At 62.6% G+C, this 24,706-nt stretch carries 11 protein-coding genes; 7 read left to right on the forward strand and 4 right to left on the reverse strand.

Features of this window, described 5'->3' with window-relative positions:
- Window positions 1-40 precede the first annotated feature (40 nt).
- Genes AB0J16_RS56185 through AB0J16_RS56200 form a run of 4 tightly spaced genes read left to right on the forward strand, consistent with a single transcriptional unit; the run spans window position 41 to window position 16,851 of the window.
- Window positions 41-3,151: a helicase-related protein gene (locus tag AB0J16_RS56185; RefSeq protein ID WP_358556528.1), complete on the forward strand. Its 3,111-nt coding sequence runs from the start codon at window positions 41-43 to the stop codon at window positions 3,149-3,151.
- Window positions 3,148-8,061, forward strand: a complete 4,914-nt coding sequence (locus AB0J16_RS56190) for a DNA methyltransferase (protein ID WP_358556531.1) — start codon at window positions 3,148-3,150, stop codon at window positions 8,059-8,061. Before AB0J16_RS56185 ends, AB0J16_RS56190 begins: the two co-directional genes overlap by 4 nt.
- On the forward strand, window positions 8,058-14,711 hold the full coding sequence (locus tag AB0J16_RS56195) for a DEAD/DEAH box helicase (protein WP_358556534.1): 6,654 nt from the start codon (window positions 8,058-8,060) through the stop codon (window positions 14,709-14,711). Before AB0J16_RS56190 ends, AB0J16_RS56195 begins: the two co-directional genes overlap by 4 nt.
- Window positions 14,704-16,851, forward strand: coding sequence for a UvrD-helicase domain-containing protein (locus tag AB0J16_RS56200; RefSeq protein WP_358556537.1), 2,148 nt, complete (start codon window positions 14,704-14,706; stop codon window positions 16,849-16,851). Before AB0J16_RS56195 ends, AB0J16_RS56200 begins: the two co-directional genes overlap by 8 nt.
- Window positions 16,852-17,400: 549 nt before the next feature.
- On the opposite strand, the gene AB0J16_RS56205 is transcribed toward AB0J16_RS56200, so the two are convergent.
- Window positions 17,401-19,023 (reverse strand): DNA methyltransferase, encoded by a 1,623-nt coding sequence (locus AB0J16_RS56205; protein ID WP_358556540.1) that lies wholly within the window; start codon window positions 19,021-19,023, stop codon window positions 17,401-17,403.
- Window positions 19,024-19,416: 393 nt separating this feature from the next.
- On the opposite strand from AB0J16_RS56205, the gene AB0J16_RS56210 reads away from it, so the two are divergent.
- The 3 genes from AB0J16_RS56210 (at window position 19,417) to AB0J16_RS56220 (ending at window position 22,452) form a co-directional block, all read left to right on the forward strand.
- Window positions 19,417-20,742, forward strand: coding sequence for a DDE-type integrase/transposase/recombinase (locus tag AB0J16_RS56210; protein ID WP_358556628.1), 1,326 nt, complete (start codon window positions 19,417-19,419; stop codon window positions 20,740-20,742).
- A gap of 179 nt (window positions 20,743-20,921) precedes the next feature.
- Window positions 20,922-22,157: a helix-turn-helix domain-containing protein gene (locus tag AB0J16_RS56215; RefSeq protein WP_358556543.1), complete on the forward strand. Its 1,236-nt coding sequence runs from the start codon at window positions 20,922-20,924 to the stop codon at window positions 22,155-22,157.
- Between the two features lie 61 nt (window positions 22,158-22,218).
- Window positions 22,219-22,452 (forward strand): hypothetical protein, encoded by a 234-nt coding sequence (locus AB0J16_RS56220; protein WP_358556546.1) that lies wholly within the window; start codon window positions 22,219-22,221, stop codon window positions 22,450-22,452.
- A gap of 290 nt (window positions 22,453-22,742) precedes the next feature.
- Here AB0J16_RS56220 and AB0J16_RS56225 read toward each other — a convergent pair whose 3' ends face one another.
- From AB0J16_RS56225 to AB0J16_RS56235, 3 genes are all read right to left on the reverse strand, one after another.
- Window positions 22,743-23,066, reverse strand: a complete 324-nt coding sequence (locus tag AB0J16_RS56225) for a hypothetical protein (RefSeq protein WP_358556549.1) — start codon at window positions 23,064-23,066, stop codon at window positions 22,743-22,745.
- Between the two features lie 96 nt (window positions 23,067-23,162).
- On the reverse strand, window positions 23,163-23,681 hold the full coding sequence (locus AB0J16_RS56230; protein ID WP_358556552.1) for a hypothetical protein: 519 nt from the start codon (window positions 23,679-23,681) through the stop codon (window positions 23,163-23,165).
- A gap of 147 nt (window positions 23,682-23,828) precedes the next feature.
- A complete protein-coding gene (locus AB0J16_RS56235) occupies window positions 23,829-24,566 on the reverse strand; it encodes a MerR family transcriptional regulator (protein ID WP_358556555.1) in 738 nt (245 codons plus the stop codon).
- Window positions 24,567-24,706: the final 140 nt, after the last annotated feature.

The following is a 24,706-nucleotide window of genomic DNA, read 5'->3' on the forward strand; positions in this document are numbered from 1 at the left end:
CGTTTTCCGAGAACGTGCACGTCATGGATTGGGTGAGTCGATGGACAGCGGTGAGTCGAAGGGTGAACAGCGGTTCGCCGCGGGGATGACCGTTCTCATCCGTGGTGAGGAGTGGTTGGTCACGGAGATCAAAGAGATCGAGGGAGAGCAAGTTGGGGGCTCGGAGATGGAGAAGCGGGTCACTCGACTGACCGTGATCGGCACGTCCCCGCTTGTTCGTGACCAGACCGCGGTGTTCTTCAACGCCGAGGGCCTCGACCGGGTCGAGCCTTTGCTCCCCGAGGACACCGAGCTCGTCACCGATCCCAGTCCAGGGTTCCGTCGATCCCGACTGTTCATCGAGGCTTTGCTTCGCAAGACCCCCCTCCCGCAGGGAGAGCAGCGGCTCGCCACCGTCAACACTCATCTCGTGGATGACCTGGTCTATCAGCGTGAGCCGTCACGACTGGCATTCGCAAACCTCCGCCCTAGGCTGCTGATCGCCGACGCGGTTGGGTTAGGCAAGACCCTGGAGATCGGCCTGCTGCTCTCAGAACTGATCCGCAGAGGTCGGGGCGACCGGATCTTGGTGGTTACCCCCCGGCACATCCTGGAGCAGTTCCAGCATGAACTGTGGACTCGGTTCGCGATCCCCCTGGTCGCGTTGGACTCAACTGGAATCGCCCGAATGCAGCAGCGTCTTCCAGCTGGGAGGAATCCCTTCGACTACTACAAGCGGGTCATCGCCTCGATCGACACCCTCAAGAGCGCTCGCTATCGCGAGCAGCTCCGCAGCGTCGAGTGGGATGCGGTTGTCATGGACGAGTCGCACAAGCTGATCAGCAAGACAGCGCTGAACAACCAGCTCGCTCGGGTCCTCGCGCCGACCACACACGCATTCGTCCTCGCCTCAGCAACCCCGCACAACGGCAACGACGAGTCCTTCAACGAGCTGATCAGCCTGATCGATCCGACAGCGATCGTAGACACGAAGCGACCCGCCACCCGGGAGGAACTCCAGCATCTCTACGTCCGGCGGCACAAGACGAGCCCTGATGTCGCTGCGCAGATCGGTGCAGAGTGGGCTGAGCGGGCTCACCCGATCTTCGTGGATTGTATGGCTACCGCCGTGGAGGAGAAGGTCCTCAACGAGCTGTACGCGACCTGGATCAAACCTGGAGAGGGGCGATCCGTTCCCATTATCGGACAGGGCAGCAGTCTATTCCCGATGACGCTACTCAAGGCGTTCCTCTCCTCCCATGAAGCGCTTCTCTCGACTGTCAGGGAGCGTGTCAAGAAGGTCAACAAGGAAATTGAGAAGAAGCCTCAGACAGCCGCAGAACACGCCCCTGAGCTGACAGCCCTCAGGCGGCTCCAGGAATTAGCCGAGCAGGTACGGACGGAGGACTCGGCGAAGCTCGGCGCGCTGGTGTGCGAGCTGAAGAAGATCGTTGTCGAGCCGAAGTCGCCATCTCGGGTGGTGGTCTTCTCCGAGCGGCAGGCGACCATCAACTGGCTTTACGAAGAGCTGCCTGCCCGGCTGGGCTTCAAGAAGCCCACTGCGGAGAAGATCGGAGAGAAGGGGATCACCGGTCCAATCAGAATCCTTCACGGCGGCCAGTCGGACACAGCTCAGCAGAGCATCGTGAAGGATTTCTCCATTGAGAGCAGCGATGTGCGGATCCTGCTGACCAGCGACATCGCCGCTGAGGGGGTGAACCTGCACCGCCAGTGCCACGACCTCATCCATTACGACATCCCCTGGTCGCTGATCACGATCGAGCAGCGCAACGGCCGAATCGACCGATATGGGCAGCGGGTCCCCCCCCAGATCCGGGTGCTGATCCACCGCTCGGCGGACAAGGACCATGACGCAGACGAGACCGTGTCAAGAGCGCTTGCGAAGAAGGAAGACTCGGCCCACCGCACACTCGGCGAGGCCGGAGCGCTGATGGGGCTTCGAGACGAACAGCTGGAGACGGACCGCATCGAGCAGGCCTACCTTGACGGCAGAGACCTCGATGAGGTCATCCCCGACGAGCCTGACGATGACGATCTCTTCATGACCGGCAGAGGGTTCGGCGACGACGAGGGGAACAGCGAGGACGAGGCCAAGACCGACCACAACGACGTGCTGCGTCAGCCTCGCTTGTTTGGATCGACCAAGGAGTTCATCAAGGAAGCCTTCGAGGAGGCGTACGGCAATCCGGCTGCGCGTATCGGTCTGACCTGGCGAGATCCGTCTGACTACCCCGACACTTTTACCTTCGAGCTGAACCGGGAGAGCTGCCGTTTGGCGGACCTGCAGCGTCGGCTCAGAGTGCTGCCGCAGTCCTACCTGGACGAGCGAGACGTCCTCAAGGAGCTGACGCTGACCTTTTCTCCAGAGGTCGCGCAAAAGCGCCTGGAACTGGCCCGGAAGTACAGCGGGGAGAAGACTAAACGGAAGACCATCAGCGTCAAGGGCCATACTTGCGAAGACCAGGCCGGCAAGAAGCCGCTGGTCAAGGAACGGGTCACCAGGGAGCAACGCTCCCAGGAATCCGGCTGGCCCGACATCTCTTATCTCACAGACCAACACCCGGTTACCGAGTGGCTGGTCGACAAGGTTCTGGCCCGCAGTGCGACCGAAAACACCACCACTCGCCGTCTGACCGCGCCGGTTATCACCGCCGACGTCACCGAACCGGTATTCCTGCTGAACGGCCGCTACTCCAACCGGCAGGGCAAGCCAACCATTATGGCTTGGCTGGCGTTCCGAATCCTGCCCACCGGCCCGGAACTCGATCCACGAGAGTTCGTCCAGGTGCTTCACGAGGCGCACGTCAACAAGGAGATGCACCAGCGCCCGGGCGGGGATCTTGCCGTGCTTCAGCCGATGATCCCCGAGGTGATTGAGGCGGCCCGCGTCGAGATGAGCAAACGTCGGATAGTCGAGGACGATCGGCTGATGGCTCCGTTAGAGGAATATGAGCGACGGCTCATCTTGTGGCAGAGGCAGCAGGAGACCCGTTTCGAACAGCTCACCCTGACCAACGTTCGCACCACCGCGCAGAAGCGCGTTCACAAGACGGCCACAGACATCGGCAGGCTGCTTAAGGAGCTGAGCACCGACGGGGAGCCGATGCTCCGCCTGGTCGCAGTGCTCGTCCCTGCACAGAAGGGGGCGTGACGACCACCATGGCGTTCAACTCGATCACCAACCAGGGTGAGTACATTTCCTCGCATTACCTGGCCGCGCTGATGAAGAACGACCTCGAAGGGCTGCGCAAGCGCTGGCGTCAGGCCGAGAAGACGGGCCTCAACACAGGTGGGACCGGGCCGTTCAGCTCGGCGCAGGGTCTCAAGGCGCTCGGCCAGCGGTTCTTCGCCCGGCGGGACCGGATCGTTGAGCAGCTCGGTGAGAACCCGTCATGGGAGGAGCTGACCGATCCGCAAATCACGGGCCGGGTTCGCGAGTTGAACGACGAGGTGCTCCGCGCTCTCGGTTACACCGGCCTGGGCGATGAAGAGGGGACCTGGCTGCGCCGCGCCGACCTCGACGTTGTTTTCCTCGACCAGCACCGGCAGGTTCCAGTCGCACTCGCGGTGACCGGATCGGGCGGGCTGGAGCTCGTCGCGCTGGACGCCACCTGGGCAGCCGGCCCTGACGGGATCGCCGACGAGGCCGGTCCTCTCCTGGCTCGACCAATCAAGCTTGACGGCAAGCAGATCATTGACAATGCGGGCAAGGCGATCGAGTTCCTCTTCGGCTGCGAGGAGGCCCCCCGCTATGTGCTGCTGCTAGCTGGCAACGTCGTGCTGCTTGCGGACGCCAAAGCCTGGCCGAAGGGTTTCATCGCGGTCGACCTGAGTCAGGCGCTGCATGCCCGCGACGATAAGCCCGGCGGCGAGCTGGAGACGATCGCTGCACTGTTTGGGGCCGAATCACTGATTAACCACGAGGGTCAGGCAGCACTCGCGGACCTGGTAGACAAGGGCCATAAGCACGCGGTCAGCGTCTCCAAGGAGCTGCGCGAAGCACTGCGCCAGTCCGTTGAGCTAGTTGCGCAGGAGATCCTCGACCGGGTCCATGAGCAGGGTGCCGATCACGAGGACCTCGGCGACGACCTGGCGCGGAGGCTCACCGAGCAGTCTCTGCGCTATCTCTACCGGATCCTCTTCCTCCTGTACGCCGAGGCACGGCCGGAGCTCGGTATTCTGCCGAGTAAGCACGAGGCCTACAAAGAGGGGTACGGCCTGGCCCGGCTCGGTGAGACGGTCAGCTATGACCTGCCCGAGGAGGCTGAGCAGGGACTGTATTTCCACAACTCACTCGGACTGCTGTTCACACTGGTCGATCAGGGGTATCGGCCGTCCGCTGCTACGCGGTCTGTCCTCGACGAGGAGGAAAACGAGATCGCTCTCGGCAGCGAGAACATCCGATTCGAGGCGCTGAAGTCCACCCTGTTCCGCCCTGACCGAACTCCGCTGATCGGCGAGCAGGTCAGAGTCGGGCCGAAGATCGTGGATACACGACTGCGGAACAAGTGTCTCTGGCAGGTGCTCAACCTGCTAATGATCAGCCCAGAGCAAGGCCGGGGCCGCGGCCGGAAGCAGGCGCAGCGCGGGTTCATCTCCTACGCCCAGCTCGGCATCAATCAGCTCGGCGCGGTCTACGAGGGCCTGATGTCCTACACTGGCTTCTTCGCTCCGGAGGACGTGCACGAGGTTGCTCAAACGGTCAAGAGCACGGGTCGCGGCGCGGACGGCGCAGAGAAGGAGAAGCCTGACCCGTCGAAGGGCACCTGGATTGTCCCGGTTACCCGATCCGGTGATTACGCGAAGTATCTTGTCCGGCGGACTGACCCGATCACCGGCGAGCAGAAGCCGATCATCCATGAGAAGGGCTCATTCGTCTATCGGCTCTCCGGACGGGAACGGCAGCGTTCCGCCTCTTACTACACGCCCGAAGTCCTCACCGCATGTACGGTCAAGCACGCCCTCGCTGAGCTGCTCACCGAGACGACGACGTCACGAGACATCCTCGATATCACCGTCTGCGAGCCTGCCCTGGGCTCCGGCGCGTTCCTCAACGAGGCGATCAACCAGCTCGCCGACAGATATATGGAGCTGGCCCAGCATGAGCGGGACGTCAAGCTCCTGCCGGAGCAGCTAGAGAAAGAGACCCAAAAGGTCAAGGCCTTCATCGCCCTGCACAACTGCTACGGCGTGGACCTCAACGCCACCGCCGTCGAGCTAGCCGAAGTTTCAGTCTGGCTCAACGTCATGCATGAGGGCCTCCAGGCACCCTGGTTCGGCCTACATCTACGCCGTGGGAACTCCCTGATCGGCGCCCGCCGCGCCGTATACCACGCCGACCAGCTCAAACTCGGTGCATGGCGTACCGCTCCGCCCACCGACCGGCCGCTCCTCTGCGACGGCGAGAACCGGGTAATCGACCAGCTCGACGAGAACGAAATCCACCACTTCCTGCTTCCCGCCCAGGGCTGGGGCGCAGTCGTCAACGCCCCGCAGGCCACAGAGCTAGCCAAAGAGGAACGGACGAAACTGATGGCCTGGCGGACGCAGATCCGCAAGTCCATCACCGACAAGGCTACTCAGAAGCGGCTCACCGCTCTGGGCCAACGCGTCGAGCGGCTCTGGGAGCTGACCCGCAAACGCATCGCGGCCTCCGAGACCGAGATACGCCGCCACATCGAGGTCTGGGGAGTCGATCCGACCCACCCACTGCCAGAACCCCCGGCGATCCCGACTTCCCAGGAGAAGATCGTCAACGAGCTGTACGAGGACGAGAAGTCACCCTACAACCGACTCAAAACGGTCATGGACGCCTGGTGCTCTCTCTGGTTCTGGCCGATAGGCCAGGGTACAGATATCGAGCCTCCGACCCTGAGCGAGTGGATCGACTTCTGCGAGGCCGTCCTGGGCATCGAACCGGAGAGGGCGAAGGCGGTAACTACTAAGGAGAAAAAACGCGGTAATCCGCACTTCGACGACCGCTACGGCCTGTTCGAGCCTGGCGCTGGTTTCGAGGCTAGGGCCGAGGACGACGCGAACGACCGGTTCATCGCACGATGTCTCCCAATGAGCCGGGTGGCGATCGACGAGCGCTTCGCCTGGTGGTCGGTCCTGACCGAGATCGCAAGGAACGAGGGCTTCTTCCACTGGGAGCTAGAGTTTGCCCAGGTCTTCGGCAATGGCGGCTTCGACCTCCAGGTCGGCAATCCACCCTGGCGCCGCCCTGAATGGAGTGAACCCCTGTTCCTTGCGGAGTACGAACCGCGGGCATCTCTGGAACTCTCCAAGAGTTCGCCCGAATTCGCACATTTGCGCACGAGTCTTTTGGGGAATGAAAATATTTGCAGAGAATTTCTGGCTGACCTGGGAAACAACGAAGCCGTCCGGGGCTTCTTGAATGATAAGAGCCTCTGGCCGAGCCTTGGAGGAGATCAGGCTAACCTCTATTTGTCTTTTATTGAGCTCACTTATTGGCACCGACGGCCGTCTGGAATCATCGGCCTGATTCACCAGGACGGCCACGTTGAAGGCATATCGACATCGACCTTTAGGAATACCTGTTATCGGCGACTCCGCAGGCATTTCGGCTTCGTAAATCAAGACTATCTATTCGAGGATCTTGGAAATACTGAAGAGTACTCTGTTAATGTGTATGGGGATTCCAGAAGTATCGGCTTCATTCATGTGTCCGGCATCCATCTGGTCGAGACCTTGGAAGGGTCCTTCTCCGACGCTGAGGGCATGGAAATCCCCGGCGTAAAACTCGTCAATGGAGACTGGGATCGGAGGCCTCACAGGAGTCGCCGCATCGTAGTCGATGAACAGCGGCTGTCCAATTGGGCGCGATTTCAAGGAATTGTTCAGCCTGGGCTATTTCCGGGACTTTTGCGTCCTGTTTCAACTTTTGATGCGCAGGTGATTGAACAATTCACGCGCCATGCGGGACGATGTGGCGATCTCGGGCTATCGGCAAGCAGTGGGTTCACTGAAACGTCGGCAAAAAATCGGAACTACATTCAGAAGCGCACTCATCGCCCGCAGAGTCTGGCGAAGGCAGTATTTCAGTCACCGTTTATTGGGATTGCGACTCCGTTTGCCAAGGAGCCCGGACCACTCGGCAAGAATCATCGCGACTATGCCCGGATTGACCTGAGCGTCATTACGCCGTCCTTCGTGCCTCGGACTAATTTCGAGGTACTAAATCGGGCTGCCGCCCGCCAAAGCCATGGGCCAGAAGATCGACCGGATATGTGGTGTAGTTGGCGTGTCTTGATCCGAGAATTCGTTGATGTAAACATGGAACGGACCCTCACTCCAGCCCTAATCCCGCCTCATGCGAGTCACGTGCACATGTGCCGGTCCCTTGCAGCATCGACTAATGAAAATACAGTTCTACTCGCCGGGCTTCTCTCCTCAATGCCGTACGACTTTGCCCTTCGGATTTCCGGCAGCGAGCATATAACAAAAGCGGATATTGCTCGACTGCCGCTCCCGGCGGATCTTAGGCTGGCTCTTCCTCTGAAGCTCAGATTGTTGCGGCTCAGTTGCCTGACGAAAGACTATGCCGAGCTTTGGGAAGAACTATTTAACCCAATTTGGGAAAATGATTCATGGACGCAAGTGAACAGCTCGAGTGCGGCTCTGGGCAACATTGGTCCTGCTTGGACACCTGATACGCCGCTCAGAATAGACTTTCTTCGGCGTCAAGCATGTCTAGAAATAGATGTTCTTGTCGCACTTATGATCGGCCTTGAGATAGATGATCTATGTGCGATGTATCGGACTCAATTCGGCCTTATGAGGCGCTACGAGAAAGGGATGCTGTTTGGTGAAGATGGCCACGCGATTGCGGCAGAGATATCTCCTTCGGGTGCTAGACAGACAGCGGACGAGGGAGAAATTGCTAAGAAATGGAAGGCTTTCCAGCTCGACAGCATGGACGAGCCGGTCGTCCCAGACGAGTGGGTCAAGCCCGATCGCGAGTCGGAGATGACGCGGGCGCATGTAGAGTTCCGACGGCGACTGGACGCGGGCGAATATCCCGAGGTGGTTGAGCCATGATTCCTTCGCTGGCAGTCGAGGACCTCAAGGGCAGCCTGGTTCAATACCTCACTACGGCTTTTGCACTCGCTGACGACGACGTCCAAGGAGAACTTAAAGAGTTTCTCAACGATGAAAAGACGGGCGTGTTCCGTGGGCCGTACCTACGGGTCCGGCCGGGGTTCAAGCCCGCGACCGGCGCGTACAAGCGGGCGCTCGGCTGGCATCCGGATGCGTTCACGCCGTTCCGGCACCAGGAGCGGGCCTGGCTGCGGCTCTCCTCAAAGGGCCAGGAACCCATGCCAACGATTGTGACAACCGGTACTGGTTCGGGCAAGACCGAGTCGTTCCTGATCCCGATCCTCGACCATTGCCAGCGCATGAAGCAGTCAGGCCAGAAAGGCGTCAAGGCGCTGCTGCTTTACCCAATGAACGCGCTCGCCGACGACCAAGCTCGTCGCCTGAACGACCTGCTGAATGCCTACGAAGGCCTCAAGGATGTGACCGCCGGGATCTACATCGGTGGCATCCCTGCGGATAAGCAGAGGGAGGGAGCTGGGCACCGTCAGGGGAGGATGGATCGGGAAGACAACCAAGACAGCCAAGGCGACGACGAGAGTCCCGGCTCCTACTCGCGGGACTACGGCTCGTCCAGCCTGATCGATGACGAGCGGATCAACCGGGTCGCCCGGGACCGGGACGATATCCGGGCGAACCCCCCGGATATCCTGCTCACCAATTACAAAATGCTGGACTTGTTGCTGCAGCGCGTCCCGGACGTGTCGCTCTGGCAGGGCGGCGGCCTACGGTATGTCGTGCTGGACGAGTTCCACACCTACGACGGCGCGCAGGGCACCGACGTCGCGATGCTGCTGCGCCGTCTCGGCGCAGCGACCCGGCTCAGTGAACCGGGTCGCCCGCTCGGCCCGATCACGCCAGTCGCCACCTCGGCAACGCTCGCCAGCGATCACGCGATAGACGTCGGACTAGCCGAGCAGGCCGCCGAACCGGACCGGGATAAGCTGCTGAAGTTCGCCAAAAACGTCTTCGGTGTGGCGTTCGGCCCGGATTCGTTGATCGGCGAGGACCGACTGACCTCGGCCGAGTTCTGTGGTGAGATCGACTTTGGGTTGCCGTTTCCCACGCCTGAGGAGCTGGCGGCGGTTGCCGATCCGCTCGGCAGGAAGGCTGACCTTGACGAGGCCGCGATGCTCACCGTCGGGATCGACACGCGTGACCCAGTAGAGCTTGGGAAGCTGCTCCGCTCGCACATCCTGGTAAAGGCACTGCTGGAATCAGCGTCCGACGCCCCGCTTACGATCGAGCAGATCGCGAAGCCGTTCGCGGTGCACGGCGGTGGCCCCGCTTGGGCGGCCCAGCGCAACGGCGTGCCGAAGCCATCCTTCGGCCCGGCGTTGATGCGCCTCCTCGCGCTGGTCTCGAAGGCCCGCAAACCCGACGGCTCCCCGCTGCTCAGGGTCGAGGCGCAGCTCTGGGTCCGGGAGGTCCGGCGAGTGATCCGCGCGGCCACTTATGAACCGCACTTCCGCTGGTTCGATGACGATGGCCCGACCGGAGACAGCAGGCCGAACCGGCTGAACCTGGCCGTATACCGGGCCAGGGAGCACGACGCAGCGGCAGAGGACACCGACGCCGACACTCAAGGGCCACCGCCGGCTTCGCTCCGCTGCCACTTGCCCGCGGTCTACTGCCGTCACTGCGGCCAGTCCGGCTGGGCCGCGCTCTCCAAGGACATGGACTGGCAGGAGCTCAAGACGCGGCCGTTGGAGATCTACCGGACGTCCGGGCGTCGGGACGGCAGGGTTCGCTGGATGCTACGGGCTTCCGATGACGAGCCGCAGGCACTCCACCTCGACGCCGAGGGCCGTAGGTTGCTCCGCAATCCCGGCGCGCGGACTGTCCCGGTCATCACCCATGACGGTCAGATCAAGCAGGTCGATGACGACACCTGCCCGTCCTGCGGTCTCGACGATGGCATGCGGTTCCTTGGCGCGGGGACTGCGACGCTCGCCTCGGTGACCACGACGCAGCTTTTCTCCCAGCGGCAATTGCAGCAGGACGAGCGGAAGTTGCTGGCTTTTACTGACTCGGTCCAGGACGCCACCCACCGGGCCGGGTTCATCGCGCATCGCTCGTTCGGCTTCACCTTCCGCGGACTGCTGACCTCTAATCTCCCCGAATCGGGCGCGGTAGCTGTACACGACCTGGCGCTGAACGCGGCGGAAGCCGCGGTCAAGGAGACGGCGAATGCCACCGGCAGAGAGCGGCTCGCCTCGCTGATCCCACCAGACCTGCGACAGCTCCCGGAGATGCTGCGGCTGCTTGACGGTGAGCCGTCGGAGGCCGCGATGGGCATGCTTCAGGATCGGTTGATCTTCGCGACGCAGTTGGAGTTCGGTCTCCGCTCCCGGCTTGGACGGACGCTGGAGCTGACCAGGACCGCTGCGGTCGAGATCCGCATCCCGGAGCCGGAAGAGCTCGCCGCGATGCTGAAGGAGGCGCATGGTCGGCTCTCCTCCGGGAAGGTCTCGCTCCTGGCGGACGACGAGGCGTATCTCACCTACGCCCGGGGTCTCCTGGAGAGGATGCGGATCCGCGGTGCGTTACACCATCCGTGGTTGGACGTGTACATCCAGCAGGCCGGCGCGCGACGCTGGCCGGTCTGGGGCGGTCGGAAGACCGGAATGCCCGCCTTCCCCCGTGGGCTCGCAGCCCCCGTCTTCCTCATCGACGGCACATACGGAACGACGAACTTCGACACGCTGGCGAAGGCTCGAACCGACACTTGGCTGACGGGCTGGGCGCAGCAGACGGTCACGGGGAGGGATGCCGACGAGGCAGCCCGGTTGAACCAGAGAGCGCTGAAGGTTCTCGCTCAACAAAAGATCGTCGAAGAGCATCGCTCGGATGGGGGAGCGAGTGTGTACGCACTCGCTCCCAGACATGTCCTGGTGCACTCGCTGGTTGGCAACGCGGCCGACGAGTGGGTGGAGATATGCGGGGTGCGCTGCTCAGTGTGCACCTGGCGGCAGACAGTTCCCCCTGGTCTCCTTGGCGCCTGGGTGAACATGCCCTGTCTGCGTTTCCGTTGTGAAGGCCGGTTCGAGGCTGACCCACGTCCGAAGGCACGGGACGACTTCTACCGGCGGCTCTATCACCGCGACCGACCGGGCGATGTTCTCACCGCCGAGCACACCGGCGCACTGTCCCGGAAAGACCGCGAGCGGGTCGAGACGGCTTTCAAGAACCGCAGTCACCCGTTCGATCCGAATGTGCTCACCTGTACCCCGACGCTTGAGCTCGGCATCGACATCGGCGACCTCTCTGCGGTGCTACTCACCTCGGTGCCGCCAGGACCAGCGCAGTACGCGCAGCGGATCGGCCGCGCCGGACGCGAGACAGGCAATGCGATGGTGGCTGCGTTTGTGCCCGGCGGCGCCCGGAACCAGTATTACCTGCAGCGGCCTACCGCGATGCTGGCCGGGCGAATCGTCCCACCAGCTTGTTATCTCGACGCGGTGGAGATCCTGCACCGACATTACCTGGCCTACTTGTTCGACCGCGCAGCAGACGGGGCGCTCTGGAAGGGCACTGCGATGCCATCGCGGCCGAGGCCCCGCTGGATCGGAGAGCTGTTCCAGAATGGCTGGCGAGAGGACCCCGGCGGATGGCTGCGCCGCTTGCTGGAGGTCTCCATCTCCCGACACAACGAGCTGTTTGCCGCATTCGTCGCGCTCTTCCCGGAGATGGACGCAGATTACCATAGGAGATTCCCGAAGAAGAGTAAGGAAGACGGTCCGGCACGGGAATCCCTGCGAAAGTTTGCGGCTGGCGGGATCGAGACCGCAGTTGGTAAGGCCGTACAGACTTGGCGACAGCAAAGGGAGGAACTGCAGGAGCGTCTCGCGTCGATCAACAAGGCGTTCGATGCCATCCCGCTCGACACTGCGGATGGTGACAAGCGTGAAGACCGGCGGGCGCTCTTCGCCGAGCTGCGTGCCGTGCGGCGACGCCTGGACACATTGGTCAAGGAGAACACGCTCAACGCGTTGGTCCGGCTTGGGCTACTGCCCAACTACACCTTGCATGACGAGGTGATGTGGCTCGACGCCGCTCTGTGGTGGAAGGACACGGACGGGGAGTTCAAGGAGGAGAAGTTCGAATACGGCCGTGGTGCTGGGCTTGCACTCACCGAACTCGCCCCCGGGAACACTTTCCACGCCGCCGGGTCGAAGTACATCGTCGATGGGCTGGACATCGGGACAGAACAGAGCGCGGCCTACACGGTCTGGCGCTTTTGCCGTGGCTGCGGATTTACACTCCCTGACGCGGCGGAATCCGTATTGGAGCGATGCCCGCGATGTGGCGACGGCGGTATCGCGGACGCGGCGGCATCCGGACTCAAAGTCCTGATGCCGGAGCGGACCCGAGCCAGGGAGCGACGCGAGGACGCACGCGTCGGCGACGACCGGGACGAACGCGAGCGGCGTCGCTATGAGACGCTCACCCTAGTCGACATCGACCCGACACAGCCGCAGGGGCTCCGCGCGTGGAAGGCGGGCAGGTTTTTCGGCGTCGAGTTCGCCAGGGAAGCAACGATCCGGAAGGTGAACTTCGGCCCGGAAAGTGTGCCAGGCACCGACTTTGAGGTCGCCGGCGCGACCGTCAAAATGCCGGGATTCGACACCTGCCCCAACTGCGGTTCAGTGCAAGGCGTCCATCCGCAAGCCTATGACCGCGATGCTCAGCGGGTCGGGACCCGGCATCTGCGCTGGTGCTCTCAGCGGGACAAGGGGGTGACTAAGGAGAGCACGGTTCGGCTGGTAACTGGGCACGAACTGCGCACGCAGGCGTTGCGGCTGCTGCTGCCCTTCTCTACCACGCTGGTGGAGAAGCGGCTCGTCTCGTTCAAGGCGGCGCTCAGGCTCGGCATCACCAAGCATTTCGGTGGCGAGCCGGACCATATCGATGTGGTGATGGCTAGCATGCCCGGGACCGACAAGGACGTTCCCCGACGGTTCCTGGTGCTCCACGACACGATGCCCGGTGGCACTGGTTACCTGGAGCATCTCGCGGAGAGAACCGTGATGGAGCGAGTGCTGAACCTTTCTTTGGCGCATATCCGGAGCTGCCCTTGCAGCAAGGAGGACAGGCAGCCGTGCCATCGCTGCCTGTTGCCGTTCGTCCGCTCGGGTGAGTACGAGCTGGCCTCCAAAGACACTGCCGCTGAGCTGCTCGCCGATATCATCGAGCACTGGGATGTCGTGGACGTTGACACCCTCGCAGACATTTCGCTCGATGCGCTGGCCGACAGCGAGCTGGAACGACTTTTCGTCGAGACACTGCGCACGAAGGCGGATAAAGCACAGGAGAATGAGGGGGAACGTGACCGGTTCTCTCTCATCCCCCGGGCAGGTTCGCGGGGGGTCGAGTTTGAGCTGAAGCTCAAGCCGCCGAGGGGCGAGGCGGTGCGTTGGCGGATGGAGAACCATCCGATCCACAATGTTGCGGTACGAAGCGAACCCGACTACCTGTTCACTTTGGAGGGCGGACAGAAGATCGCGGTTTTCCTCGACGGATACGCCTACCACGCGAGCAGGGTGAACAACGAGATTGCGATCGATGCGGCCAAACGCTCGGCCCTCCGCGACGCGGGAACCTGGGTCTGGCAGCTCACTTGGGAGGACGTCAAGACCTGGGCGAAAGCGGTAGAAGATGGCACGAAGGCACCGGAGGTCTCCTCTCAACTGCTCTCCGCCAAAGCTCTGGCCACGGCACGTGATCAGTACTTCAAGCAGACCTTAAAGAACGACCCTGAAGCTGGGCATCTGGACCTGGCCATGCTGAATCCGGTGGAGGCGCTGCTGGCCTTCATGGAGAACCCCGATCCAAAGGCTTGGGCACGCCGTGCTGTCGCCCTGCTCCACGGGTTGGGCTCAACGGGAAAAGCTGGTCCAATTGACCGGCAGGCCGTGGCCAGAGTCCTGGCAGGACTGATCTCGGGACAGACTCGGATGCCTGCTCCTGTTGAGGCTGCCGAAGCCAGCGGATTCACGGCGCTCACCCCTTCGGGTTGTCGCGTCGTTGGCTTCCGGGATGACCGGCCTGCCGCTGGTGGGAAGCGGGATCCGTTGGCCTGGTCCGTGTTCACCTGTCTCGACGACAGGATGGAGTCGATCGGGGAGCAGGGGCACCGGGCCCGCTGGGCCGAGTGGCTCGCCTGGTCCAACCTCCTGCAGTTCCTTTCCGGGCCGCGCCGTCACTTCGAGCAGACCGCGCTTTCCCAGGTCGGGATGGTGGACCCGCACCGGGTGCCGCTGCTGGCCGCCGCAGTGCAGCCAGATATCGAACCGGCGCTGCCAAAGGAATGGGCTCAAGCGATCGATCTCTCTGCGTCCGTGGTCGAAGGTGTGCTGCGTTCCCTCGCTGAGGCGAGGGCGCCGCTGCCCGATGTGGGCTACGAGCTCGGCGACGATGCCATGCTCGCCGAGCTGGCTTGGCCCGATGCACGTGTCGCAATTGTGGTGGATATCGATCCGGAGCGCGACGCCGCGTATGGGCTCGCTGGTTGGCGGCTCCACCATGCGGAGCCGGGCGGCGCTCCGGAGATGACATCGCTACTGGAAGAGTTGAGGTGCATCGGTGGCTAAGGCCAACGTCCTGTTCGCGGACAGTTTCGAGAAGGCATATCAGCACCTGGACGCGACGATTCAGCGTCGAGTCATCGACTTCATGCTGAAGCTCCGCAAGGACCCGGACAGTACCGGCCTGAACCTGAAGCAACCCCATGGAGCTAAGGACAAGAGGGTATGGACGGCCAGAGTTAACGACAACTTCCGGGCCGTCCTGCTCCGGCCGACCAGCGACACTTTCTACCTCGCGACCATCAAGTCGCACGACCACGCCTACGACTATGCGGCGCAGATCGTCTGGGATGTCAACAAGGTCACCGGCGGTCTCGACTTCTACAACTTGGGAGAGATCCGGGAGATCCTGGTGCGGACCGGCGACAGCGAGGTCGTGAGTGTCGGATTCTTCGACACGGTATCGGACTCGGACTTCGCCCACCTCGCTGTCGGCGCATCCCTGGTGCCCGTGCTGCGGGAAATTCGCAGCGAAGACGCACTGCTTGGCATTGCAGAGATCATCCCCAAGCTCGCTGGCCAGGTGATTCTCGCACTCGCCGATGGCAAGAGCGTCGACGACGTATGGAGCGAGATCGTCGCAGAGTCCGTGGCCGAGGATGAGGTCGATCCGAATGATCTCGATGCAGTCGCCAAACGACCGGCGACCCGGGAAACCTTCGCGGTGGTCACCGACGACTCCGAAGAGTTGGAGCGGATGCTGCTCAAGCCGATGTCCGAGTGGCGCGTATATCTCCACCCCGAGCAGCGCAAACTTGCCTACCGGGCAAAGCCGTACAACGGGCCGGCGCGGGTCTCTGGAGGACCCGGCACCGGCAAGACCGTCGTCGCGCTGCATCGTGTCAAAGCCCTGGCAGATCGGTACCTCCCAGGCTCCGGCAAGAAGATCCTTCTGACCACTTACACGAACGCGCTGTCCGAGCTGCTTGGACGGCTCCTCGACGATCTCGGTGGCCCCGAATTGACGGCCAAAGTCGAAGTGCTCAACATCGACAAAGTCGTACGCGAGGTGCTACGCGGAGATGCGGAGTCAGAGTGGTCCAGGGTCGAGGTTCTCGGCGACGCGGGGATCGCCTCCCGCTGGGACGACGTCGTCGCCTCCGCGACTCCCGGAAACCCATTCGACAAGCTCTTCCTTGTCGGGGAGTGGGAACAGGTCATCCTCGCGCAGAACGTTCGCACCCGAGATGAGTATTTTGCGGCGCGTCGTGCCGGGCGCGGTCGGCGGATCAACCGAGCCGAGCGCGACCAGGTGTGGAAATTGATCCAGGAGTTCGAGCGGCGGCTCGACCGGGACAAGGCCATGGGCTTCAAGCAGGCGGCGGCCCGGGCCAGCGACATCGCGGCGACATGGAGCGACGCAGAACGGCCATACCGGCACGTCGTCGTTGACGAGGCGCAAGACCTGCATGCCGCCCATTGGACCCTGCTGCGCGCGCTGGTCCCTGCCGGTCCAGATGACATGTTCATCGTCGGCGACGCTTTCCAACGAATCTACGACAACCGGGTGACCCTCGGAAAGCTCGGAGTCGATATACGTGGCAGGTCAAGCTGCCTAACTCTTAATTATCGGACCACTCGGCAAATCCTGCGGGACGCGTTGAAGATGATAGGAGAAGAGGTTCCAGACGACCTCGACGGCGGCTCGTCCACGTTGAAGGGCTACCGTTCGGTGTTGCGCGGGGGCAAGCCAGAGATGACGGGATTCCCGTCATCTGCTGCGGAGTTGTCCGCCCTTTCCGCACGAGTCCACGCCTGGAACAAGTCAGGGATAGCGCTCGATGAGATCGCAGTCTTTGCACGGACCACCGCCGCCGCCTCCGATGCAGTAGAGGTGCTAAAGGGGACGGGTATCGCGGCGTCCCTGGTGAAGTCCGGTACGACCCCGAAGCCGGAGTCGGGTGTGCAGGTGATGACGATGCACAGAGCTAAGGGCCTGGAGTTCCGCGCCGTCGCCATCGTCGACGCGGGATGTGTGCCGCTCGGTGTCGCGGTCACTCCCGAGACGGTTGACCACCTCGATCATCAGCGAGGTATTCAGCGCGAGCGATCACTGCTCTTCGTCTCGGTAACCCGCGCCCGCGAAGCCCTGTCGATTACCTGGTCTGGCCAACCTAGCCCGTTCCTCGCCGACGTGATCTCTTGACAACGGCCGACAAGTGGCGAGGTGAGCGATCGTCGCGGCCTTGATCACATCAAGACGAACAGGAGGCAGGCTGCCCGCGCCGACAGCTGCCTTCGCAGCGATTTTCCACCCCGTTCTCATCCACCGGGATATTGCGGTCTCCAGCGGAGCAGCCCTCCGTACTCGATCACTTCCTGTTCGACTCGCGCCCTCCCTATCTGGGTGCGCTGGCATCCCACGCAGGAGTGGGTGTTCCGCTGCAGCCGACGTGGCCGCGCCACCGCGTCTACCAGCTGCTAAAGCGTGTCCGCGCTCGGCAACTGCTTGAGATAACGGATAGATGTATGCGCAAGTCCGGCACCGGCAACTCTCCCGCGTAGCTACTGGGGAGCGCCCCTAGGCCATTTGGGGGGAAATCGGTGTCGCATTTGAAGCCAGAAGCTTCCTTCGGAGGCTTGGCTTTCAAGTTGTCGAGCAGCGCTCAGGATGACTTCAGAAGTCTTCATGGACTTCTTTAGAGTGTGTGCGTCGATGGGCGCTAGCGCGGTCTCGAACAGGCGATCTCCCCCTTTAGCCGCTGTCATCGTCGTTGCGTCTTGGTGTCTGGAAGTACGGCAAGAGAGTTGGAGGCATCATCGGCCGCTTATCTTTGAGCAATTCTTCGACGGTTATTATTTGAACTTTTGGATACTTCTTTCCGCCCAGGGGCCAAGTGTATATCCCCGCCCTCTGAGCGGTCTCGATCATTGTTTTGGTAGGCTTTCGCAGCGTAATGAAGACGCCCATTGCCGCTTTCTGTGAGATAACGGCTTTCACGAGATCTCGGACCTGCCACGGCGCGGCCATCTCTCCCTTCGCGGAAACAAGAATACGATCCGAACTGTCGCCGACATCAATGGGCACTCGAATCACGCCATCGACCTCCCCTTCGCCAACATTTCGATCATTCGGCCGGCCTTCCACCATCCTGACGCACCAACGCTTGAATTCGAACGGAGAGCGGGAGAGTAGGGCGCGGGCTCCAGCTATGTCCCGTGGGATGCCTAGTATCTCGTAGCTCGTTGTGATCCATTCACCATATGCGTGCCGGAGCCGCGCATCGATCAGATCAATAGCGAGAGTCGTGATGTCGACTCCAATCCATTTACGGCCAAGCTTCTGAGCAGCGTCAACGGCTGTACCGCACCCACAGAAAGGGTCCAGAATCAGATCGCCAGGATTGCTACTCGCCTCTAGGATGCGTTCTAAAAGCGCCAGTGGCTTCTGGGTGGGATAGCCCAGCCGCTCTCTTGCCTGTGAGTTGATGGGCGCTATGTCTGTCCATACATCCTGGAGTGGAACGCCCTCACCTTCGTTCAGATAACGTTTGAGGCGAGGAATGCAATCCCCAGACTTCCCCCAATCAAGCATTCCCTCCGCATCCAGTTCGTCAAGCTTACTGGGAGGGTAGCGCCAGTGCAATCCCTTCTCCGTTGGATTGATTCCTCTCCACATTCCCCCGGTGGCCCCTTTTCGGATTCCGGAGGGCATCAAAGTAACCGTTTGATACCGGCCGCGTTGATCCCAACGGCCGTACTTAGTCTTCAAATACTCCTCACGGTAACCGTGGAAGATGCGGTTCCAGGTGACGTCCGAAGAGGCAGAATAGTAGAGAATAACATCGTGGACTGGCGCATATCGCTTGGCTGCGCCATGAGCGCCCGTACGCTTCCAGATGACCTCACCGCGAAAATTAGCAGCGCCGAATAGTGAGTCGATTATGACCTTCAGATAATGGCTGGCCGTCGGATCGCAGTGTAGATACAAACTTCCTGTCATTTTCAAGACGCGGCGCAATTCAATGAGGCGAGCAGTCATCATCACCAAGTAGGCGAATACGTCATTATCGCCGAGCAGCTTCCGCATCGCCTCAAGGGCATCTTTTATCTTGTTTGGTGCGGAGCTTGCCGTCATCTCGGCGTACAGCACCTCAGCTTCGTGGCTCCATGTCCATGTGTCATCAAAGGCTTCAATTTGCGCAGGCGAATCTTCGCCTGACTTGTCCTTGAAGAGGACATTGTATGAGCGGTTCGAATTGAAGGGTGGGTCGAGATAAATTAAATCGGCGCTTTCGTCGGCGACGCACTCCCGCAGCACGTCTAAATTGTCCCCATAATAAAGTTTGTTCAACCACTCGCTGCTCGACTTCGCCATGATCGGAGCGTCACATAGATGTGAGCTGCTGTCAGGTCAGAATTTCACAGCCATGCTGCGTTCCTGCCCTATCGGTTTGGCGACATAGCCTAGATCTCCTGGCTCACCAAGGCTGTTCTTGCCGTTACGTGAGTACCAATTTGTGGCCTGCCGACCTGCCAGGACGCGTCAGCGTCAGCGGCGTCAGCATCACCTGCGACGACACTCAGATCAGCATCCAGGTCAGCGTCTGCTACCGGTCGCCGGCCGAGCGGTCCAGGTGCTCATCCGGCTGGCGAACGCGCTGGACAGCCGCATTCTTGCAAGTGCACGACCGCTGGCCGGGCCAGCGCGCCTTCTGGCTGACCGTGAACGGGATCGCCGCCGGGCTGCCTCGGCCGGGAGCTGAAGCTGATCTCCGGCATCGATGACCATTTGCGGTTCATCGTGATCGCGCAGCTGGTGAAGCGCGCGTCGGCGCGGGCGGTGTGTCGGGCCTTCGCCGGGGCGCTGCGGAGGTTCGGGGTGCCGGAGGAGGTGCTGAGCGACAACGGTAAGCAGTTCACCGGTCGGTTCACTCAGCCGCGGCCGAGTGAGGTGCTGTTCGAGCGGATCTGCCGGGAGAACGGCATCACCACACGAAGCACCAAGCCACGCTCGTCGACCGCCACCGGCAAGGTCGAACGCTGGCATCGCACGGTGCGAGAAGAGTTCCTGGACGTTCACCGACCATTCGACAGCCCGGAACAGGCGCAACTGGCACCTCGATGCCTGGATCGAGGACTACAACACGATGCGACCGTATCGGGCGCTGGACATGGCCACCCCGGCCAGCCAGTCACCGGCCGGGCAGTACAGGCCGACAAGCGCAGCAACGAAGAGCCGGCCTTGCGCCTGCCGGCCGACCTGGCGGCGCTGCCAGGCGCACCGGCCACGCCTGACCGCCCTGCTTGGGCACCGGAGGCGTCTGCCGGTCACGCCATGCCGACGGCAGCGGTGCCGGTAGCGGTGGAGTTCGAGCGCATAGTGCTGCCGAGCGGCAACCTGGGCGCGTGCGGGCGCCAGATCTGGCTCGGCCGGGCAAGGGCCGGGCAGCAGGTGACGATCTGGGCCAGCAGCACCACCATGCACGTCTTTGTCGGCGAGGAGCGGCTCAAGACACATCCGGTGACGCTCACCAGGGCCGATCTGGGCCGATTGATGGCCGACGGCGGGCGGGCGGGGCGGCCGTCTCCGGCGATGGCGCAGCCTGCCGGGCCATTGTCGGCCGATGTGGTAGTGGAGGTCGACCGGCAAGTCAACAACGCCGACTGCGTCGGGCTGGCGGGCGAACTGCTCAGCGTCGGCCTGCCGCTAGCCGGCAAGCGGGTGACGCTGCGCACCGACGCGCAGACCGTCCAGGTGATCGCCGATGGAGCGCTGGTGCGCACCAAAGCGAGCCCGCCAGCTCCGGCTTTGCGTGGCCGGCTGCACAGCGTCCGCTTGGCGAGCAAGCTCCCCGCAGCCCCCGATGACTTTCCGCAGGTGGAACGGGTGATGTCCAGTAATGGCAGCATCAAGGTGGTCGGCTGCAAGGTCCAGGTTGGCCAGGTGCACCGGGGCAAGGTCGTCACAGTCGTCCTGGTGAACACCCAGCTACGGGTGCTATTCGAGGGCGAGCTGCTGTCGGTGCACCCCCGCCCCATCATCAAGGAGGTCAACCGGCTGCAAGCGAGCGGCCACATCGACTACGAGATCTAGGCACCGTGTAAAGCATCAGGCCGATGCCAAACCGTCGAACATCAACAGAAGGTTGAGATCGATCATCGATCTTGTCCTGTCCCTATTGTCCTGTTCCAGGACATGCACGTCAGTCGTTCGCTGGCAGGCACAAGGAGGTGCATCGTAGCCTGAGAATGTCACCTTCCGGGAGGCAGGCTGTGGACGACGCCAACGGTTCCAGTGAACCGGTACGCACTATCGGCCAGCGCATTCAATATCTGCGTGAGCGTCGCGGCATGACCCGTGAAGTCCTCGCCGGCCTGGTCGGCAAGTCCGAGAGTTGGCTGAAGGCAGTCGAGCATGGCCGGCGTCAGCAGAATCCCCGGCTGCCGATCCTGCTGCAGCTCGCTGAGGCCTTGCGCGTTCGCGACCTGAGCGAGCTCACCGGCGACCAGTCCATACCTATGCGGATGTTCACCGGTTCCGGCCATCCGGCGCTGAGCGCTGTCCGGGAGGCCGTCAACGCCGTACCGATCCAGCCGCGCGGCACCGTGCAGCCGCTCACCAGCCTTCGGGCACGACTCGATGCGGCGTGGCGGATCAGGCATGCCTCTCCCGATCACCGCACTGCCCTCGGTGATTTGCTGCCCGACCTGATTCGCGATGCCCAGCTGGCCGCCTGGATGTACCGAGGTGAGCACCGGCGCACCGCTCAGGCGCTGCTCGCGGAGACCTATGGTCTGACTCAGATGTTCGTCGCTTACCAGCCCGCGTCGGACCTGTTGTGGCGGGTGGCCGACCGGGCGCTGGCCGCCGCGCGGGAGTCAGAGGATCCGCTGGCGTTGTCGTGTGCGTTGTGGTTCCTTGTTCAGGTGCATCGGGAGGCCGCCGATTTCGACACCGCGCATGAGATCAACAGGCAGGGAATGGCGGCCATCGGGTCGCACATGGACGACCCGGGCACGGACCTGCTCGCCATGTGGGGGGCGTTGTTGTTCGAGCTGGCGTTCACCGCGGCACGTACCGGCGACATTGGTGATGCGTGGCGGCATTGGGATGAGGCGGCGCGGGTCGCGGATCGGCTCCCTGACGATTATTACCAGCCGTGGACCTCGTTCTCACGGGTGATCATGCGTCCACACGCCGTCACCATCGCGGTTGAGCTCCATCAGGGTGGGGAGTCGGCGCGGCAGAGCGACCATGCCGAGTCCGTACCTATCCCGTCCCGTCCGCGACGTGGTCGGCATCTGATCGAGGTGGCCCGCGCCCACTTGCTGCAGCGAGATCACGCGGCGGTCCTCGGTACGCTGCAGCTCGCGCACCAAGCTGCACCGGAGACCATCCGCTACAACGGCTACGCGCGCCGGATGACCCTTGACCTGTGCGAGACGGGCCCGGCCGCTCTACGGCCGCAGGCACGGGAACTCGCGGACCATATCGGCCTGATGATCTGACAGGAGCGAAGGGATACAGAGTGTGTCTCTTCGCTTACGCTACGGTTTCTACGGTCGTCGCATGTCACCTGAACAGGGTTCTCACGAGCGCTACGACCTTGACGTTCTTCGAGCGGCGTTCCCGGCTTGGTCGCTGTTCTGTAGCGATGCGGGTGTGTTCTACGCGACCTTGCGTGGTGTCCGTCTCAGGGATGCCGATATCGACAGGGGTTTGCGGCAGACGGTGAGTGCGGACGATGCGGAGACTTTCGTGTCGTTGCTGCAGGATCAGACTCGGATGGCGGTGAGGTCATGAGCTGTCTGCCTCCGCAGTTTGACTATCACGGTCCGCATGTGGCGGCTCCGCAGGCAGGGGCCGTCGAAGTGGAGTGGACGCCGGTCCGGCCCCGCGCTGATCGCTTGCGGGTTCGCGGTCATACGTGCGCGTGTAGGTACCCGATGTTCGAGCTCTGCACGGCCGGCGGCCTGTGGTTCGTACGGCATTACCCGTTCGATGAGCCCGCGGACGTCCTTGAAAGTGCCTGGATGTCCGCTTGCGCTGCACGGACGCTGTGGATGCAGATCCTTACCGGTCAGGCACGGTGACTACGGGGTGGCCGCGCGCTGTTTGAAGAAGGTGCTGACAGTTTGCTCGGCGATCTCATGCGGGGTGGCCTTATCCGTGCGGAAGCGGCGGAAGAACAGGCCCTCGTCGTTGGCGCGGTGCTGCTGGCCTACTACGACGACCAGTGCCTTCATCACGTCATCGGTGACGACCTTCTCCGTGCGCTCGACCGAGAGCTCTTGCACAATCCTTAACTGCTCCCCGGCTTCTTTGAGCCGGTTGCTCGCGAACAGCACCCGGCCGAACACGTGGAGGGCCCGCAACTCGCTGCCGGCGTCGCCAATGCGCTTGGCGGTGGCCAGCACGGTCCGTGTGCCCTGATCGAACTCGGGGTGTGGGTGCCCGCGCCGACGACGCTGCTGCCGATTATCGAGATCAACCCCAAGCCATGTTGATCAAACTCAACATTTCAGCCGATGTCGCACGAAATCCGGATGAGTTTCGCCGACGTCGATGCCGTTCTCGTCGAGACTGTTGACGATCTGGAAGCGACTGCTATCGAAGACGAACTCCACGGCAACGGTGCCGTCCGCCAGGTCGAGGCTTGAAGGTCGCCACTCGAGCAGAGCGACCTGGGACAGTTCCTGACCGACGAACGACTCCAGTCGTTCGTCGGAGCACGACCACTCAGGCGTCAACTCCAGCCACTCCCAGCCTGTGATCGCCGCTGTGACGTCTATAGCGTCCCAGCCGATCGACAGCTCGTCGAGCTTCCAGTGGCAGATCTCTACCCGCATGCCGTCGAAGTCCAGGACGACCGGGCACTCGGCGAACCAATCCCCATCCTCGGCGAAACGTACGACCGCAAACCCTGTCAGACGACGCCCGGCAAGCGCAGCCAGCCGCGATCCGTGTTCTTCGCGGATCGCGGCGATCCCGACCAGGAAGGTCGGCTCGAAACCGTAGATGCCCATCCTCACGGCAGCCGATTCTCCCGATCTCTCGGTCTACTGGCCACCCGAAACTCGTCGGCGCGACTCCGTGCAGTTGCTGGACAAGGTCTACCACGTAGTGTGCGCGCCTGCCCGCGCCCCCGAGGCTTCGGGGCAGGAGGCTGATCCCATGGGTCAGGCCTGGTCGAGCCAGATCCAGTTGCCGCTGGGGTCACGGATCGCCGAGCAGCGGGGCATTCCTTCGGCGTCGTGCGGGGCAACGGCCTCGGTTGCGCCGGCGTCGATGGCGCGGGCGTGGTACGTGTCGATGTCCGCGGTCAGCAGCCCGAACGTCGACGTGCCGGGCTGGTCCATGCGCTCCTGGCCGGCGATGAGGTGTACCAGGAAGAAGTCGTCCTGACCGTATGTGCCGAACAGGAACGCGGAGTAATCCGCTTCCTGAGTGCGCCGAGCCACGTCGTAGCGGAAGTCGAACGCCTTGACGTAGAACGCGACCGCAGCGTCGAGGTCGTCAACGGCGATCTTGATCTGGACGGGCCGGCAACCGGCCTGGACTATGGGCATCGTGATTCCTTCCTGCAGGAAGCGGATGATGTCGCCGATCCTGGCGGTCAGCAGATCGTGCTGACGTTGCAGGCGGCGCTGGTGCCGGGCCAGGACTTGGCGGGTCGTGGCTCCGGTTGGGTCGTCGATGACCTGGCGGATCTCCTCGATCGGCAGGTCGTCCCATCGCAGCATGCGGATCTGCCGTGCCCGCTCGGCCTGCGCCATGCGGTACCGGCGGTACCCGGTGGCGGGATCCACCGATGCCGGCGACAGCAGGCCGACCTCGTCGTAGTGCCGCAGCGTGCCGACCGACAACCCGGTCAGCCGGGCGAACCGGCCGATTGTCATCAACTTGTCGTCGTCCACCACACCACCATCGGACCTCCGGTAACCCGAGAGTCAATCCGGTCCCTGGACGATCGTGATCGCGGGCCTACTTCGGCGGGATCGGTTCCTGGCCGTGGCGGTCAGTTGGGATGTTCCCGTCTCCTCCCCACCCCGAAGAC

This window comes from Nonomuraea sp. NPDC049750, assembly GCF_040659625.1.
In the GTDB taxonomy this organism is placed as follows: domain Bacteria; phylum Actinomycetota; class Actinomycetes; order Streptosporangiales; family Streptosporangiaceae; genus Nonomuraea.

Coding starts and splice junctions, on each gene's coding strand:
- AB0J16_RS56185 (WP_358556528.1), top strand. CDS start 41: ATGGACAGCGGTGAGTCGAAGGGTGAACAGCGGTTCGCCGCGGGGATG.
- AB0J16_RS56195 (WP_358556534.1), top strand. CDS start 8,058: ATGATTCCTTCGCTGGCAGTCGAGGACCTCAAGGGCAGCCTGGTTCAA.
- AB0J16_RS56205 (WP_358556540.1), bottom strand. CDS start 19,023: ATGGCGAAGTCGAGCAGCGAGTGGTTGAACAAACTTTATTATGGGGAC.
- AB0J16_RS56220 (WP_358556546.1), top strand. CDS start 22,219: ATGTCACCTGAACAGGGTTCTCACGAGCGCTACGACCTTGACGTTCTT.